Raw genomic sequence first — 17,368 nt, forward strand, 5'->3', positions numbered from 1 at the left:
CAACCATGACCGCAGTCGACAACCCGCGCGCGCGTACGATCCCCACCCAGCTGGCCGCCATGGCCGCCGGCGTACCCGAGGCCACGATCCGCAAGTGGGCCAGCAGGGGCAAGCTCACCCGGTACGGGCGTCCCGGCCGTGCGGAGTACTCCCTGCAGGAACTGACCGCGCTGCTGGAGGCGAAGGCCGCGAGTTCGGCCTGAGCACGTCCGCCCCACGGGACGGACCCCACCACCTGGCGCCGAACGCGCGCCGCCGCCGCTGCTTCCGGAAGACCCGTCTTCCGGAAGCAGCGGCTTTTTCACCAGGTGACCGGTAGCCGGTGGACGCCGTAGATGCCCATGTCGCTGCGGAGCGGAACCTCGGAGGCCGGAATCGCGAGCCGCAGGTCCGGGAACTCGCGCAGGAGGCCGGTGAAGCCGATCCGCATCTCGATCCGGGCGAGCTGCTGACCCAGGCACTGGTGGATGCCGTGACCGAACGCCAGGTGGCCTCCGGCGTTGCGAGTGATGTCCAGGTCCTCGGAGGCGCCGAACTTCTTGGGGTCCCGGTTGGCGGCGGCCATCGACACCGTGACGGTCTCTCCCGCCCTGATCAGGCGGCCGCCGACCTCGACGTCCTCCAGGGCGGCGCGGATCAGCCCGACGTGCATGATGCTGAGGTAGCGCAGCAGCTCCTCGACCGCTCCGTCGACGAGCTCCGGCTTCTCGCGCAGCAGCCGGAACTGGTCCGGGTGGCGCAGCAGCGCGAACGTGCCCAGCGAGAGCATGTTGGCCGTGGTCTCGTGGCCGGCGACCAGCAGCAGCAGAGCGACGCCGATCAGCTCCACGTCGCTCAGGTCACTCTCCGCGGCCAGGCTGGAAAGCAGGTCACCGGTCGGCTCGGCGCGCTTGCGCTGGAGCAGTTCACCCAGGTAGACGTGGAGCGCCCCGAACGCCTGTCCGACCTCCTCGGGGTTCTGGGCGAGTTCGAAGATCGCCGAGGAGTTCTTCTGGAAGAAATCGTGGTCTTCGTAGGGAACGCCGAGCAGCTCACAGATCATCAGGGAGGGGATCGGCAGCGCGAAGTCGGCGACGAGGTCGGCCCCCGGCCCCTTCTCCCGCATCATGGCGAGCTGCTGGTCGGTGATCTCCTGGACCCGGGCCTCCAGCTGCCTCATCCGCCGGACGGTGAACTGGCCGGTGAGCAGCTTGCGGTACCGGGTGTGGTCCGGCGGGTCCATGAAGATGAACCCGCCGGGCATGGCCGCCTGCGGCTCCTGGTCGAGCACCGGCGAGTGCTGCAGCTCACTGCGGGCGCTGAAGCGGGAATCGGTCAGGACCTGCTTGGCGAGCGCGTGCTCGGTGACGAGCCATCCCACCGTGCCGTCGGGATGGGCGAGCGGGCTGACGGGCTCCTGCTCGCGCAGGCGGGTCAGTTCGGCCGGCGGGGTGAAGGGACAGGTACGGGTCAGCGGCAGCGGCTGCGGCGTGCCCGCCGCTTCCGTTCCTTGCGCGTCGATCCGGGCGGCATCGATCGTCATTCCGGTCTCCGATTTCGGGGAGTGGCCGTCGCCGTTATACGGAACGGTGGGAAAACGCCGAGAGGGCCGCCCGGAACGAAACTCGGGCGGCCCTCTCGGCAAGAACACTTTTCACTGGGTTCGGCAATTCGGGCTGGATGTGGACACAGCCCTGCCGTTCGAAAAGTGTGACAGGAGCAGCCGCATCCGGTCAAGCGTCTTGCTCATTCACGCGCCCATGCCAGGGCACCCGCCGGGCAATTCGAGATCGCGTCGAGAACCGCCTCCTCCTCATCTGCCGGAACGCTCGACCGCAGCAGCAGGACCTCCCCCGAATCCTCGCTCTGGTCGAACACGGTTTCCGCGGCCAGGACGCACTGACCCGATCCCACGCAGCGGTCGGGATCGACGGTGATCTGCATCTCGGGTTTCCTCCGTGACATCTGTCGGGTGATTTCCGTATTCAGCGGGCGAGCGCGTCGACCAGGTCGGCATGACCGGGCCCCGTGGCGGCGGCAGGACGCCATCCTGTGCTCCACAGGTGACGCAGGCGCTCCCTGTTCTCCGGGGTGTCCAGCTCCTCCAGCGGCGCGAGCAGGTTCGCGCAGCGCTGGGCCGCCGACCACAGGACGGGATCCCGTTCCCCCGCGTCCATCAGCGTGAACACGTTCACCGGAGGAACGCCGGCGCCCTGGGGGAGTGGCTGTCCAGCGAGAGCGGCCTGCCACAGACGGGTGCGGACGACGTCCGACTGGACCGAGTCGTCGAAGTACGGCCGGACCCAGGCGAGCGCCCCCGCGTTGACCTCCGCAGCGAGGCCGGGCAGGTCGTCCGGCTGCTCGGCGAACGCCGTGGCGAGCCGCACCGCCTGGTGCAGCGCCACGGAGGCACCGCGTCCGAACGCCGGGTCGGTCGTGCACAGCGCGTCGCCGAGGAGGAAATAGCCGGCCGGCGCATCCTCGGTAGGGCGGCGCAGCGTGTTGCGGAGTCCCGCCATGGGCGCCACATCGGTCAGCACCTCGCTGGCCCCCGGGCGCAGCCACGGCTCGAACTCCGCGAAGAGCGCCGCGACCTGGTCGAACCCCTCCGGCTCGCGCAGCGCCTTCAGTTCGTTGTCGTCCGGGAGCCTGCCGATGCCGATCGCGAACGTCCGGTTGTCGTGGTAAAAGAGCCCGGCACCGAAGCCGTCCCCCGCCACCATGGTGGTCACCCCGCGGGTCAGCGGGGGCCGCCGCACCCCGTCGCGCAGCCGGAAGAACCGCGTGTTGTAGACGACACCGCAGTCCACGTCCTGTTCCAGACCGGTGAAGTCGTCGCGGAACGGCGAGCGGCGGCCGGCGGCGTCGATGAGCACGTCCGTGTCGATGGAGCCGTCGCGGACCCGCACGGCGCGGATCCGTCCCTCCCGCACCTCGGCACGTCGCACCGAAGTGCCGTAGCGCATGTCGGCGGCGGGCTCCTTGCAAAGAGCCCGGTGCAGGGCCCACTCGACCACCGGTCGCCGGGCCGCCAGCACGGCGAGCTCGGGGTCCCCGCCGTCCGTTCCGGTCGGCGTCGCGACGCTCACCTCCTCCACACCGTGCGCCAGCAGGTCCTCGTACACGTCCGGGAGGTGGGTGCGCAGGTCCTGCCGGAACAGCCCGAGGAAGGTGTGGAGCTGCCGCGTCTGCGGCGCTCCCGGGCGGTGCCACTCGACGATGTCGGCGAGGTCGGCGGGCGGGGCCTGGTCCCGTTCGAGCACGGTGACCCCGAAGCCTCGGCGTGCCAGCATCAGCGCCACCGACAGGCCGGCGATCCCGCCGCCCATCACCACGATCCGAGCGCGCATGGTCTTCTCCTCATTGATGTTTTGGGGCGGCCCGGTCAGGCGGCGATGTCGCCGAGGACGAGGTTCAGGGCCTGGTCGATCTCCGAGTCGCTCAGCTCGCCGGCCATCCGCAGGACGTCATCTGACTCGGCCGGCCGCGGCGCGGACCCGCGCTGGGCCAGCTCGATCAGCTGAGCCAGCAGCCCGCTCTCGCGCAGCAGCGCCGGATCGACCTTGCCGACGGCCCACTGGGCCGCGGCGAGGGTGTCCTGCGGCGGGCCGTCCGGTTCGGCGTCGCAGAACCGGAGCTTGCGCAGCAGGAACTCTGCGATGGCGCGGGACGTCGGGTAGTCGAACGCCAGCGTGCTGGGCATCTCGGTGCCCGTCTGCACGGCGATCCGGTTCTTCAGCTCGACGGACATCAGTGAGTCCAGGCCGAGTTCCTTCAGTGGCTTGTCCGTGGTGACCGCGTGCATGCCGGGCAGGCCGGCGGCGGCCGCCACCTCACCACGGACGAAGTCGGTGAGCGCCTCGAGGCGGTCCGCGTCGCCCAGTGCGGCGAGCCGCTCCAGGAACTCCGACCCGCCTTCAGCGGCGGGGGCGGCCTGCCGCAGCTTCGGCCGGACCAGGGAGCGCATCAGCGGCGGCAGTTCCTCCTGCCGGCGCAGCGCCTCCAGATCCAGCTTGACCGGGACGAGCTGCGGCTCCGGCCTGCGCAGGGCCTCGTCGAACAGAGCCAGACCCTCCGCGACCTCGAGGGCGCGGGCGCCCCCGCGCCGCATCCGGGCGAGTTCGGCCTCGCCGAGGTGCGCGGTCATTCCCGCGCCGTCCTGGCGCCACAGACCCCACGCGAGGCTGAGACCCGCGAGGCCCCGCTTGCGGCGGTGGGCGGCGAAGGCGTCGAGGAAGGCGTTCGCGGCCGCATAGTTGCTCTGCCCGGGCGAGCCGAACGTGCCGGCCACCGAGGAGAACAGCACGAAGTCCGCCAGGTCCAGGCCTGCGGTCAGCGCGTGCAGGTGGTACGCGCCGTCGACCTTGGGCGCCAGCACCGCAGCCATCCGCCGCTCGTCCTGGTTGCGGGCGATGCCGTCGTCGATCACGGCGGCCAGATGGACCACCGAGGTCAGAGGGTGCGTCGGGTCGACCGCGGCGAGCGCCGCGGCCACATCCTCGCGGCGGCTGACGTCACAGGCGACGAGCCGCACGCTCTGCGCGCCGGCCGCCTCCAGCTCGGCCACCAGGGCGTCCGCGCCGGGAGCCTCGGGGCCGCTGCGCGAGGTCAGGACCAGGTGCCGTACGCCGTGCTCCCGCACCATCCGCTCCGCGACGGCCCGGCCGAGCGCGCCCGTGCCACCGGTGATCAGCGCGGTTCCCTCGGGGTCCGGCGCCCGCGGCACGGTCAGCACCAGCTTGCCGACGTGACGGCCCTGCGCCATGAACCGGAAGGCGCTGGGCGCGTCCCGGAGGTCGTAGGCCTGGAACGGCAGGGGCTCGATCGCCCCCGAGGCCAGCAGGTCCGAGATCTCCCGCAGGATGCCCTGGATGTGGGCGGGTCCGCTGTCCATGAGGTCGAACGCCCGGTAGGACACCCCGGGGTGGGCGGCGGAGACGTCGTCCGCCCGGCGGATGTCGGTCTTGCCCATCTCCAGGAACCGGCCGCCGTCGGACAGCAGCCCCAGCGACGCGTCCACGAACTCCCGGGCCAGCGAGTTCAGTACGACGCCGATGCCCCGCTCGCGCCACACGTCCGCGAACTCCGTGTCGCGGGACGAGGCGATGTGGTCGTCGTCGAGGCCCATCCGGCGCAGCACCGGCCACTTGCCGACGCTCGCCGTGCCGTACACCTCGGCTCCGAAGTGCCGGGCAAGCTGCACGGCCGCCATGCCGACACCGCCGGCCGCCGCGTGCACCAGGACCTTCTCCCCGGCCCGCAGCGCGCCGAGGTCGACCAGACCGTGGTAGGCGGTCAGGAAGGTCAGGGGTACGGTCGCGGCTTCGGCGAACGTCAGGAAGTCCGGGATGCGGGCCATCACCCGGGCGTCGGCCCTCACTTCGGTACCGAAGGAGCCCACAGCGAGGCCCATCACCCGGTCGCCGACCCGCAGATGCGTCACGTCGGCCCCGGCCTCCAGGACCACTCCGGCGCACTCAAGGCCGAACTTCGGCGCGTGGACCATGTCCAGGGCGTTGAGGACGTCACGGAAGTTCAGTCCCGCCGCGCGCACCTCGACGCGTATCTCGCCGGCGCCCAGAGGCTCGACGGACTCCAGCGGTACGACCGCGAAGGCGTCGAGGCGCCCCTTCTCGGGGACGTCCAGCGCCCACGGGCCGGCGTCCGGTCCCGGCACCCGTACGGCGTCGCCTGCACCGGCCCGCACCAGCCGCGGGGCGAGCACCACCTCGCCGCGCAGGACCAGTTCCGGTTCGTCTTCGGCGGCGATCGCCGCGGCCACCAGCTCGGGGCTCTCGGAGTCCGCCGCGATGTCGACCAGCCGCAGGCTCCGCTCCGGGTTCTCGGCACGGACCGAACGGACCAGGCCCCACAGGGGCGCCGCCCCCAGGGCGTCGACCACGTCGTCCGGCCGGGCGGCGACGGCGTCGCCCGTCACCCACACGACCTCGGTGTCCGCCAGCGCCGGATCGGCCAGCAGCCGCTGTACGAGGGCCAGTTCGGTGACGGCGGTGTGGCGGGCCCATGCGGGCACCGGGGCGCCGTCGGTCTCGGACGGCCTGCGGGTACGGTCGACGACGATGCGGCGCGGAGCCTGGCCCGCCGCCAGCAGGGCGTCCAGGTCCGCGCGGGCGGGGGCGCCGAGCGAACGCTCCACGATCCCCCCGGCGCCGAGGACCACGGTCCCGGCCACGGCGGCCAGGGGTGCACTCCCGCCCATCTCCACGGGCTGGAACTCCACCCGGTACAGGTGATCGGAGTCCGCCCGGCCCACTCCTCGGAGCTGCTCGGCGGTGGCCCGCTGCAACTCCAGACCGCGGGCGTGCGCCACAGGGGCGCCGGTCCCGTCGGCCAGCAGCACCGACGCGCTGCCGGGCCCGCCGTCGGCAGACGGTTCCAGCTCGACCCGGACCCGCAGCTCGGTGCTGCCGGTCGCGTACAGCGCCACGTCAGTCCACGCGAACGGAAGGAGCACGGAGTCACCGCCGGTGTCCCCGTCCGGCGCGGAGGTTCCGGCCAGCGCGTGCAGGGCGGCGTCGAACAGGGCCGGGTGCACGCCGAAGCCGGCGACGTCCAGCCCGCCGTCGGGCGGCAGGACGATCCGGCCGTACGCGACGCGGCCACGGCGCGACAGCTCGACGAGGCCCCGGAAGGCCGGGCCGTAGTGCACGCCCTTGTCGGCCATCTCACCGTAGAAACCGCTCAGGTCGACGGGGTCGGTGCCGGGCACCGGCCAGGCACTCAGCTCGGCGTGCAGGGCAGCGCCCTCCGCGCCGCCGTCGGCCAGCGCACCTTCGGCGTGCAGGGTCCAGATCCGCTGGTCCGCGGCCTCCTCCGGCTGACTGTAGATCGCGACCGTGCGTCGGCCCTCGGCCGACGGAACACCGACGCGTACTTGGAGCCGCACCCTGGCGTCGCTGTCGAGGACGAGCGGCCGCGCGAGGGTGAGCTCCGCGACGCGCTCCGAACCCACGGCCTGGGCGGCCGCCCAGGCCAGGTCAAGCAGACCGGTCCCGGGGAGCAGGACCGCGCCGAAGACCGCGTGGTCCACCAGCCAGGGGTGCTCGGACGGGGACAGGACGCCCGACAGCAGGTGCCCGTCGTCGCCGGCGAGCGTCGCCGTCGCGGTCAGCCAGGGGTGACCGCCCGGCAGCAGACCGGAACCACGCACGTCTCCGGAGGACCTGGATTCCTTCCAATACCGCTCGTGCTGGAAAGCGTAGGTGGGCAGTCCCTCCGAGCACCCGGGGGAGGCGGGCAGGACACGGTGCCAGTCCACGGGGTGACCGGCGGTGTGCAGCCGGGCCAGTCCGGTGAGGAGGACGACGGCCTCGCCGGCACCGCCCGCACCCGTGGCGTTCTTGCGCATGCTCGGCGTGAAGTGCGCCGTCGCCAGGGTCTGTCCGCCCATGTGGGTGAGCGCCGGGGCCGGCCCGCACTCCAGGAAGCGGCGGACACCGTGCTCGTCGAACGTGGCAAGAGCGTCGGTGAACCGGACGGCCTGACGGACCTGGCGCACCCAGTGATGCGGGTTCCGGACGCCCTGGCCGGGCGCCGTGTCCGCGGTGTGCCATTCGCCGGTGACGGTGTCGACGAGGGCAATCGCCGGGGCGTCGTAGCTGAGCCCCTCTGCGATACCGGCGTAGGCATCGAGCATGGCGTCCATGTGGGAGCTGTGGAACGCGTGGGAGACGGTCAGCCGGTGCGTGCGCCGTCCCAGCTCTGAGAAGTGCCGGGCCAGCGTCGCCAACGGCTCGGCGTCGCCGCTGACGACGGTCTGGGTAGCGGTGTTGAGCGCGGCGACCGACATCCCCTCCCGCTCACCGATGGCCTTGAGGACCTCGGCCTCGGTGGCCTCGACGGAGATCATCGCGCCGTCCGACCGGCAGGCCTGCATCAGGCGGCCACGGGCGACGACGAGCCGGGCGGCGTCGTCCAGGGAGAGCACCCCTGCGACGTGGGCCGCGGCGAGCTCGCCAACTGAGTGGCCGGCGACCGCGGTGGCGGTGACGCCCCACGACTCCCAGAGCCGGTAGAGGGCGACCTCAAGAGCGAAGAGCGCGGGCTGGGTGAACTCCGTCGCATCGATCCGCGCGTCGTCGCCCTCGGTGGTGAGGACGAGGTCGGCGAGGGAGGTGCCGAGGTGCGGGTCGATGGCGGCGCAGAGGGCGTCGAAGGCAGTGCGGTAGGCGCCGAAGGTGTCGTAGAGCTGTCGGCCCATGCCGCGGTACTGGCTGCCCTGCCCTGTGAACAGGACGCCGAGCCCACCGTCGGTACCGGGGGCGACCTGCCCGCGTACGAGCAGGGGGTGCGATGCCCCCTCGGCCAGCGCCCGCAGGCCGGCGATGGCCTGCTCGGCAGTGGTGGCCAGTACACCGGCACGGACGTCGAAGTGGGTGCGGGAGTGGGCTGCTGTCAGGGTCGCTTCCCGGAACGAGGTCTCGTTCTGGTTCTCGAGCCAGTCGGCCCAGCGGGCGGCCTGGGCGCGCAGCGCGGCTTCGCTGCGACCGGAGACAAGAAGGGGGAGTGGGTGGTCGATCGGGGCGGGGGTGGGGTCGGTGGCCTCTGCGGCGGGTGCTTCTTCGAGGATGAGGTGGGCGTTGGTGCCGCTGAGGCCGAAGGAGGAGATGCCGGCCCGGCGGGTGCGGTCGCCGCGTTTCCAGTCCTGGTTGTGGTGGAGGAGTTGCAGGTTGCTGGTGTTCCAGTCGATGTGGGGGCTGGGCTGGTCGGCGTGGAGGGTTTTGGGCAGGGTCTCGTGCTGGAGGGCGAGGACCATTTTGATGACGCCGGCGATGCCGGCGGCGGCTTGGGCGTGGCCGATGTTGGATTTCGAGGAGCCGAGGTAGAGGGGGTGGTCGGTGTCGCGGGTGGGGCCGAAGACTTCGGCGAGTGCGCCGGCTTCGATGGGGTCGCCGAGGGTGGTGCCGGTGCCGTGGGCCTCGATGGCGTCGATGTCGGCGGGGCTGAGCCGGGCGGAGGTCAGGGCGTCTTGGACCACGCGTTGCTGGGAGGGGCCGTTGGGGGCGGTCAGGCCCTGGCTGCGGCCGTCCTGGTTGACGGCTGAGCCACGGATGACGGCCAGGACGGTGTCACCGTCCCGCTCGGCGTCGGAGAGCCGCTTGAGGACGAGGATGCCCGCACCCTCCGCCCAGCCGGCGCCGTCGGCGTCGGCGGAGAAGCTCTTGCAACGGCCGTCGGGGGAGAGCCCCTTGAGGCGGCTGAACTCCACGAACGTCGCGGGCGTCGACATCACCGTGACGCCGCCGACGAGGGCGGTCTCGCACTCGCCGTTGCGCAGGGCGTTGACGCCGAGGTGGGTGGCGACCAGGGAGGAGGAGCAGGCCGTGTCGACTGTCAGGGCGGGGCCCTGGAGGCCGAGCGAGTACGACACCCGGCCACTGATCACACTGCTCGCATTACCCGTGCTCAGGTATCCGTCGAGGGCGTCGAGGTCGTGATTGTGGAGGTTGTCGTAGTCGGAGCCCATGGTGCCCAGGTAGACGCCGGTGCGGCTCTCGCTCAGGGACTCGGGGCGGATGCCGGCCCGTTCCAGGGCCTCCCAGGCGGTCTCCAGGACGATCCGCTGCTGCGGATCCATCGACTGGGCCTCACGCGGGGAGATCCCGAAGAACTCCGCGTCGAACCCCTCCACATCGGCCAGGAAGCCGCCCTCACGGGCGTAACTCTTGCCCACCGCCTCCGGATCCGGGTCGTACAGGTTCTGTCCGCTCCAGCGAGCGGGGAATCCGCTGATGGCATCGCCACCGGACGACAGCAGGTCCCAGAAGCCCTCCGGCGTGTCGATGCCGCCGGGAAGCCGGCAGGCCATCGACACCACGGCGATCGGCTCGTCGCCTGGTGTGCGTCGGGAGCGGCGGGTGGTGGTCGGCTTGGCGCGGCCGGTCAGTGCGAGCTTGTCGAGGAGGAGTCCGGCGATGGCGGTCGGGGTGGGGTAGTCGAAGGCCAGGGTGGCGGGTAGTGACACTCCGGTCTCCGCTGACAGGCGGCGGCGCAGTTCCACTGCCATCAGGGAGTCGATGCCCAGGTCCTTCAGGACCTGGTCCGGGCCGAGAGTGGTGGCATCGGAGATGCCGAGCACGACGGCGGCCTCGGTGCACACCAGACGTGCCAGCTCCTGACGACGCCCGCCCTCCGACAACACGGCGAGACGATCACGCAGCGTCGTGGCGTCGACGGCGCCGGACGCACGGCGCAGTCGGTTGCGGACGAGGGAGCGGAGGAGGGGGTGGACGGTGTTGTTGTCGTCGAGTTCGCGCTGGATGGCGCGGAGGTCGAGTTTGAGGGGGACGAGGTGGGGGTGGGGTGCGGTGAGTGAGGTGTCGAGGAGGTGGAGTGCCTGGCGGGTGGTGAGGGCGCTGATGCCCTGGCGGCGCATGCGGGCGAGTTCGGCGTTGCCGAGGTGGGCGGTCATGCCGAGTCCGGTCTGCTGCCACAGGCCCCAGGAGAGGCTGACGGCGTGTTGTCCGTTGGCGCGTCGGTTTTCGGCGAGGGCGTCGAGGAAGGCGTTGGCGGCGGCGTAGGTGCTTTGGCCTGCTCCTCCCAGGACTCCGGCGGCGGAGGAGAAGAGGACGAAGGCGGTGAGGTCGTGGTCGTGGGTGAGTTCGTGGAGGTGGAGGGCGCCGTCGATCTTGGGGGCGAGGACGCGGGTGAGGCGTTCGGTGGTCTGGGTGGTGATCAGGCCGTCGTCGAGGACGCCGGCGAGGTGGAAGACACCGGTCAGGGGGCGCTCCAGGGACCGGATCAGGGCCTGGGTGTCGTTGCGGTCGGTGATGTCGCAGGCGCGGATGTCGACGGTTTCGGCGCCCGCGTCCTGGAGGGTGGTGACCAGCTCGTCGCAGCCGGGGGTGTCCAGGCCGCGGCGGGAGGTGAGTACCAGGTGGCGTACGCCGTACTCCCGTACGAGGTGTTCCGCGACCTGTCGGCCCAGCTCACCGGTACCGCCCGTCACCAACACCACACCGGCGTTGGCGAACGAGGTCGTCACGGCGCCGCCCGACTCGACGCGCACCAGCCGCGCCACCAGCAGCTCGCCCTCGCGCACCGCGATCTCGGGCTCGCCGTCCATGGACAGAGCCCGCTCCAACACGCCCAGGTCGGAGTCGTCTCCGCCCAAGTCGACCAGACGGAGGGTCCGCTCCGCGTACTCCGCGCGGGCCGCCCGGACCAGGCCCCAGACCGGAGCGTTCACCAGGTCGTCCGCGCCGGTGGAGACGGCGCGGCGGGTCACCCAGACCAGCTCGGCCCCGTCGAGACGCGGATCCGCGCACAGCTCCCCCAGCTGCTCCAGTACGCGCGTGGCGGCGGACCGTATCCCTTCGGCGTCCGACGAACCGTCGCCCGGCACCGCTTCGGTGACGTCCACGACGATCCGTGCGGGCGGCGCCTCGTCCTCGCCGAGCCCGTCCAGTGCGGCAGCCAGATCCACCACGTTCTCGGCGCCGAGAACGTGCGCAAGCATGCCGCTGCCTCCGAGCACCCAGAGATCGTCGTCGAACTCGCCTTCCCGCAGGGGCCGCGCGGGCATGAACTCGACGCGGTACAGATGCTCGGCCATCCGGCTCCCGCGGATCTGTTCCCGGGTCGCCTCGCGCAGCGCCAACGTCCCGGAGACCACCACGCGGCCGGCAGGGTCGGTGGCCAGCAGCTCGGCCGACGACTGCGCGCCATTCAGCTCGACACGGACCCGCAGCTCGGAGCTGCCGGTGGAGTGGAGCTCGACGCCGGACCACTCGAAGGGCAGGACTACGGCCTCGTCCGTGCTCCTCAGCGCGGTGAGCGTGTGCAGGGCGGCGTCGAGGAGGGCCGGGTGGATGCCGAACTCGTCGGGTGCGATGCCTTCCGGCAGGCGGACGAGACCGAAGCCGAAGTCGCCCCGGCGCCGGAGCTCCCGCAGCCCCTGGAAGGCCGGACCGTACTCCAGTCCCTGGCGGTGCAGCCGGTCGTAGAGCCCGTCGAGGTCCACCTCGTCGGTGCCCGCCACCGGCCACTGCGCGAGTGCGGCCACGGCGTCCGGCTCGCCCGCGTCCGTCGCCGTCCCGTCAGGACTGCCGTCAAGGGTTCCGGTGGCGTGGCAGGTCCAGGCCTCCTGGCCGTCCTCGTGACGACTGTAGATCGCGACCTGGCGCCGACCGCCGCTGTCCTCCGCGCCGACGGTGATCTGGAGTCGGACGCCTCCGGTCTCCGGGAGTACGAGTGGTTCGGCGAGGGTGAGTTCCTCGACCCGTGTGGCGCCGGCTTCGTGGGCGGCGGTGAGGGCGAGTTCGAGGAGTCCGGTGCCGGGGGCGAGGGGGGTGCCGAAGACGGCGTGGTCGGTGAGCCAGGGCTGTTCGGTGGGGGAGAGGCGTCCGGTGAGCAGGTGTCCTTCGCCGTTGGCGAGGGGGGTGACCGCGCCGAGCCAGGGGTGGGTGGAGGTGTGCAGGCCGAGGGAGTCGGCGTCACCGTGTCCGCGGCCGGTCTCGGTCCAGAAGTGTTGGTGTTGGAAGGGGTAGGTGGGGAGGTTGGTGGGGGTGGTGGGGGTGGGGAGGGTGTGGGTCCAGTTGAGGGGGTGGCCGTGGGTGTGGAGGAGGGTGAGGTTGTGGTGGAAGCGGGTCAGGTTGCCGTGGTTGCGGGCCAGGGTGGCGGTGACCAGGCCGTGGTGGGGGGTGGCGGCGTCGGTGAGGGGGATGGCCAGGACGGGGTGGGCGCTGATTTCGATGAAGGTGGTGTGGCCGTTGGCCAGGAGGTGGTTGAGGGCTTGGTCGAAGCGGACGGTTTCGCGCAGGTTGCGGCACCAGTAGGTGGCGTCGAGGTGGGTGCCGTCGGTGATGTGTCCGGTGACGGTTGAGTAGAAGGGGACCTCACCGGGGCGGGGGGTCAGGTTGGTGAGGTTGTCGGCGAGGGTGGGCAGGAGGGGGTCCATCTGGGCGTTGTGGGAGGCGTAGTCGACGTTGATGGTGCGGGCGTAGATGTCCTGGGTTTGTAGTTGTTGGACGAGTTGGTGGAGGGCGTCGGTCTGGCCGGAGATGACGGTGGAGGTGGCGGTGTTGACTGCGGCGATGGACAGGGCGGGGCCGTAGGGGGCGATGTATTCCTCGACCTGGGCCAGGGGTCGTTCGATCAGTGCCATGCCGCCTTGGCCGGCGCAGGCCAGGACGGCTTGGGAGCGTTGGGCGGCGATCTGTGCGCCCTGTTGCAGGGTGAGGGCGCCGCTGACGACGGCGGCGACGACCTCGCCCTGGGAGTGGCCGATGACGGCGGCGGGTTCGATGCCGCGTGAGCGCCATAGGGCGGACAGGGCGATGCCCATGGCGAAGAGGGCGGGCTGGACCACGTCGACCCGGTCGACCGGAGGGTGCGTGCTGTTGGGGCCGGGGTCTGGGCTGGTGAGGACGGTGCGGACGGACCAGCCGGTGTGGGGCAGTAGTGCGGTGTCGCAGGCGTCGATGGCCTGGGCGAAGACGGGGTCCTGGTGGTAGAGGTCGTGGCCCATGGCCTGCCACTGGCTGCCCTGGCCGGGGTAGACGAAGACGATCTTTCCGGTGGGGCGGGCTGTGCCTGTCACCACGTTCTCGTGGGTCCGGCCCTCGGCCAGCGCCCGCAGGCCGGTCACCGCGTCCTCGGCAGTGGTGGCCAGTACACCGGCACGGACGTCGAAGTGGGTGCGGGAGTGGGCTGCTGTCAGGGTCGCTTCCCGGAACGAGGTCTCGTTCTGGTTCTCGAGCCAGTCGGCCCAGCGGTCGGCCTGGGCGCGCAGCGCGGTTTCGCTGCGACCGGAGACAAGAAGGGGGAGTGGGTGGTCGATCGGGGCGGGGGTGGGGTCGGTGGCCTCTGCGGCGGGTGCTTCTTCGAGGATGAGGTGGGCGTTGGTGCCGCTGAGGCCGAAGGAGGAGATGCCGGCCCGGCGGGTGCGGTCGCCGCGTTTCCAGTCCTGGTTGTGGTGGAGGAGTTGCAGGTTGCTGGTGTTCCAGTCGATGTGGGGGCTGGGGTGGTCGGCGTGGAGGGTTTTGGGCAGGGTCTCGTGCTGGAGGGCGAGGACCATTTTGATGACGCCGGCGATGCCGGCGGCGGCTTGGGCGTGGCCGATGTTGGATTTCGAGGAGCCGAGGTAGAGGGGGTGGTCGGTGTCGCGGGTGGGGCCGAAGACTTCGGCGAGTGCGCCGGCTTCGATGGGGTCGCCGAGGGTGGTGCCGGTGCCGTGGGCTTCGATGGCGTCGATGTCGGCGGGGCTGAGCCGGGCGGAGGTCAGGGCGTCTTGGACCACGCGTTGCTGGGAGGGGCCGTTGGGGGCGGTGAGTCCCTGGCTGCGGCCGTCCTGGTTGACGGCTGAGCCACGGATGACGGCCAGGACGGTGTCGCCGTCCCGCTCGGCGTCGGAGAGCCGCTTGAGGACGAGGATGCCCGCACCCTCCGCCCAGCCGGCGCCGTCGGCGTCGGCGGAGAAGCTCTTGCAACGGCCGTCCGCCGCCATGCCCTTGAGGCGGCTGAACTCTACGAACAGGGCGGGTGTGGACATGACGGTGACGCCGCCGACGAGGGCGGTCTCGCACTCGCCGTTGCGCAGGGCGTTGACGCCGAGGTGGGTGGCGACCAGGGAGGAGGAGCAGGCCGTGTCGACTGTCAGGGCGGGGCCCTGGAGGCCGAGCGAGTACGACACCCGGCCACTGATCACACTGTTCGCATTGCCCGTACTGACGTAGCCGTCCAGGTCACCTAGGCCGGAGTTCTTCCCGTAGTCGGAGGTCATCGCACCGAGGTAGACGCCGGTGCGGCTCTCGCTCAGGGACTCGGGGCGGATGCCGGCCCGTTCCAGGGCTTCCCAGGCGGTCTCCAGGACGATCCGCTGCTGCGGATCCATCGACTGGGCCTCGCGCGGGGAGATCCCGAAGAACTCCGCGTCGAACCCCTCCACATCGGCCAGGAAGCCGCCCTCACGGGCGTAACTCTTGCCCACCGCCTCCGGATCCGGATCGTAGATCCCCAGGCTCTCCCAGCGCTTGGGCAGCCCGCCCACCGCATCCCCGCCCGACGACAGCAGATCCCAGAAGCCCTCCGGCGTGTCGATACCGCCGGGAAGCCGGCAGGCCATCGACACCACGGCAATCGGCTCGACCTTCGCCTCGCGCTCCGAGGCCAGGTCCTTCTCGGCCTGTAGCAGCGCGTTCGTCGTGCGCCGCAGATACGTCTCGAGCTTCTGCACTTCGGTCGCGCTCACTTGCTCACTCCAAACTTGCGGTCCAGGAACTCAAGGAGGTCTTCTTGGCTGCTGTCCTCGACGTCCACATCGGGCTCGTCGTCGGCGACCGTCTTCGACAGCGCCGCTTGCAGGTCGAGGAACCCGGCGACCAGGCCCTGCGATTCGAGTTGCTCCGGCGTCGTGGAACGCAGCAGTTCCACGAGCCCGTTGATCTGGGACTTCGTCAGTCGAGGGGCGACGGCCGAGGTGCGCGCGCCGCCCAGTTCCATCCGGTCGAGGAGGAGTCCGGCGATGGCGGTCGGGGTCGGGTAGTCGAACGCCAGGGTGGCTGGCAGGGCGATACCGCTCGCGCCCGACAGACGGCGGCGCAGTTCGACCGCCATCAGGGAGTCGATGCCCAGGTCCTTCAATACCTGCTGGGTGCCGACATCGCCGGCCTCGCCCAGCCCCAGCACGACGGCGACCTCGCGTTGCACCACCTCGGTCACCCCGAGGAGTCGCTCGTCCTCGGGGAGGGCGAGCAGCCGGTCGCGCAGTGCGTCCGGTGTGGGGGCCGCATCACCGGCTTTGCGCAGTCGGTTGCGGACGAGGGAGCGGAGGAGGGGGTGGACGGTGTTGTTGTCGTCGAGTTCGCGCTGGATGGCGCGGAGGTCGAGTTTGAGGGGGACGAGGTGGGGGTGGGGTGCGGTGAGTGAGGTGTCGAGGAGGTGGAGTGCCTGGCGGGTGGTGAGGGCGCTGATGCCCTGGCGGCGCATGCGGGCGAGTTCGGCGTTGCCGAGGTGGGCGGTCATGCCGAGTCCGGTCTGCTGCCACAGGCCCCAGGAGAGGCTGACGGCGTGTTGTCCGTTGGCGCGTCGGTTTTCGGCGAGGGCGTCGAGGAAGGCGTTGGCGGCGGCGTAGGTGCTTTGGCCTGCTCCTCCCAGGACTCCGGCGGCGGAGGAGAAGAGGACGAAGGCGGTGAGGTCGTGGTCGTGGGTGAGTTCGTGGAGGTGGAGGGCGCCGTCGATCTTGGGGGCGAGGACGCGGGTGAGGCGTTCGGTGGTCTGGGTGGTGATCAGGCCGTCGTCGAGGACGCCGGCGAGGTGGAAGACACCGGTCAGGGGGCGCTCCAGGGACCGGATCAGGGCCTGGGTGTCGTTGCGGTCGGTGATGTCGCAGGCGCGGATGTCGACGGTTTCGGCGCCCGCGTCCTGGAGGGTGGTGACCAGCTCGTCGCAGCCGGGGGTGTCCAGGCCGCGGCGGGAGGTGAGTACCAGGTGGCGTACGCCGTACTCCCGTACGAGGTGTTCCGCGACCTGTCGGCCCAGCTCACCGGTACCGCCCGTCACCAACACCACACCGTCCGGACCGAACTCCGGACCCGACACCCGCTCACCGGCCACCGCCCGCACCAGCCTCGGGACGTACGGCACACCCCGTCGTACGACGACCTCGGGCTCGCCCCCAACGCACAGGGCTCGAGACAGCAGCTCCGCGTCTGTCTCGTCCGCGCCCAGGTCGATCAGGCGGATCACCCGCTCGGGGTGCTCGTTGCGTGCGACGCGGGTGATGCCCCACAGAGGCGCGTGAGCCAGGTCGTGCACGCCGTCGGACGGGATGGCCCTGACCGACTCACGGGTGACCCAGACCAGCTCGGTCCCCTCCAGGCGCGGCTCCGCGAAGGTCCGCCGCAGCACGTCGAGGGCGTACTCGGAGACGTGCCGCGACGCCTGGCCAGTGTCCCCTTCCAGTTTCGCGGTGACGTCCACGACGAGCCGGGCCGGAGGAGTCTCCTCCTCCGCGAGCCGGGCGAACAGCGTGTCCAGGTCCGGGACCGCGGGGGTCCCGAGCATGTCCGCGAGTCGTTCCTCCCCGCCGAGGACCCAGGTCCGACTCGTCTCCGTGCCGGTGCCGGGCACCGGCACGGGCCGGAACTCCACCCGGTACAGGTGCTCGACCGGCCTGCCCGCGCGGATCTGGTCCGCGGTGGCCACCCTGGCCTGCAGTCGTGCCGAGACCACCGGGCCGCCCGTCGCGTCCACGACCCAGATCCGGCCTTCCGAGGCCTCCTGATCCCAATCCGCCCGGACCCGCAGCTCGGAGCTGCCAGTGGCGTGGAGCTCGGCGTCGGTCCACTCGAAGGGCAGCAGGACCTGGCCGGACGGTCCTTCCGTCCCCGCGTCCTTCTCGCGGACCGCCACGAGGGCCTGGAGTCCG

Annotated in this window: 6 protein-coding genes; 1 reads left to right on the forward strand and 5 read right to left on the reverse strand. The window is 71.4% G+C overall.

Annotated elements, in window-relative coordinates; genetic code table 11:
- Positions 1 to 5: 5 nt before the first annotated feature.
- Positions 6 to 203 (forward strand): hypothetical protein, encoded by a 198-nt coding sequence (locus OG841_RS48365; protein ID WP_328643841.1) that lies wholly within the window; start codon positions 6 to 8, stop codon positions 201 to 203.
- A 98-nt stretch (positions 204 to 301) separates the two neighbouring features.
- Here the strand turns inward: OG841_RS48365 and OG841_RS48370 are convergent, their stop codons facing one another.
- The 5 genes from OG841_RS48370 to OG841_RS48390 form a co-directional block, all read right to left on the reverse strand.
- Entirely contained in the window at positions 302 to 1,522 is a 1,221-nt protein-coding gene (locus OG841_RS48370; protein ID WP_331723834.1) for a cytochrome P450, read from the reverse strand.
- 203 nt (positions 1,523 to 1,725) lie between these two features.
- Positions 1,726 to 1,923 (reverse strand): ferredoxin, encoded by a 198-nt coding sequence (locus OG841_RS48375; RefSeq protein ID WP_328643843.1) that lies wholly within the window; start codon positions 1,921 to 1,923, stop codon positions 1,726 to 1,728.
- A 41-nt stretch (positions 1,924 to 1,964) separates the two neighbouring features.
- Positions 1,965 to 3,329, reverse strand: a complete 1,365-nt coding sequence (locus OG841_RS48380; RefSeq protein WP_328643844.1) for an NAD(P)/FAD-dependent oxidoreductase — start codon at positions 3,327 to 3,329, stop codon at positions 1,965 to 1,967.
- Positions 3,330 to 3,364: 35 nt separating this feature from the next.
- The gene (locus OG841_RS48385) at positions 3,365 to 15,190 is read right to left on the reverse strand and encodes an SDR family NAD(P)-dependent oxidoreductase (protein WP_331723835.1); all 11,826 of its coding nucleotides are present in this window, start codon (positions 15,188 to 15,190) and stop codon (positions 3,365 to 3,367) included.
- Positions 15,187 to 17,368 (reverse strand): type I polyketide synthase (locus tag OG841_RS48390; RefSeq protein ID WP_331723836.1); only part of this gene is annotated, 2,182 nt, incomplete at its 5' end. The genes OG841_RS48390 and OG841_RS48385, both read right to left, overlap by 4 nt.

Source organism: Streptomyces canus (assembly GCF_041435015.1).
Lineage (GTDB): Bacteria > Actinomycetota > Actinomycetes > Streptomycetales > Streptomycetaceae > Streptomyces > Streptomyces canus_G.

Coding starts and splice junctions, on each gene's coding strand:
- OG841_RS48370 (WP_331723834.1), bottom strand. CDS start 1,522: ATGACGATCGATGCCGCCCGGATCGACGCGCAAGGAACGGAAGCGGCG.
- OG841_RS48375 (WP_328643843.1), bottom strand. CDS start 1,923: ATGCAGATCACCGTCGATCCCGACCGCTGCGTGGGATCGGGTCAGTGC.
- OG841_RS48365 (WP_328643841.1), top strand. CDS start 6: ATGACCGCAGTCGACAACCCGCGCGCGCGTACGATCCCCACCCAGCTG.
- OG841_RS48380 (WP_328643844.1), bottom strand. CDS start 3,329: ATGCGCGCTCGGATCGTGGTGATGGGCGGCGGGATCGCCGGCCTGTCG.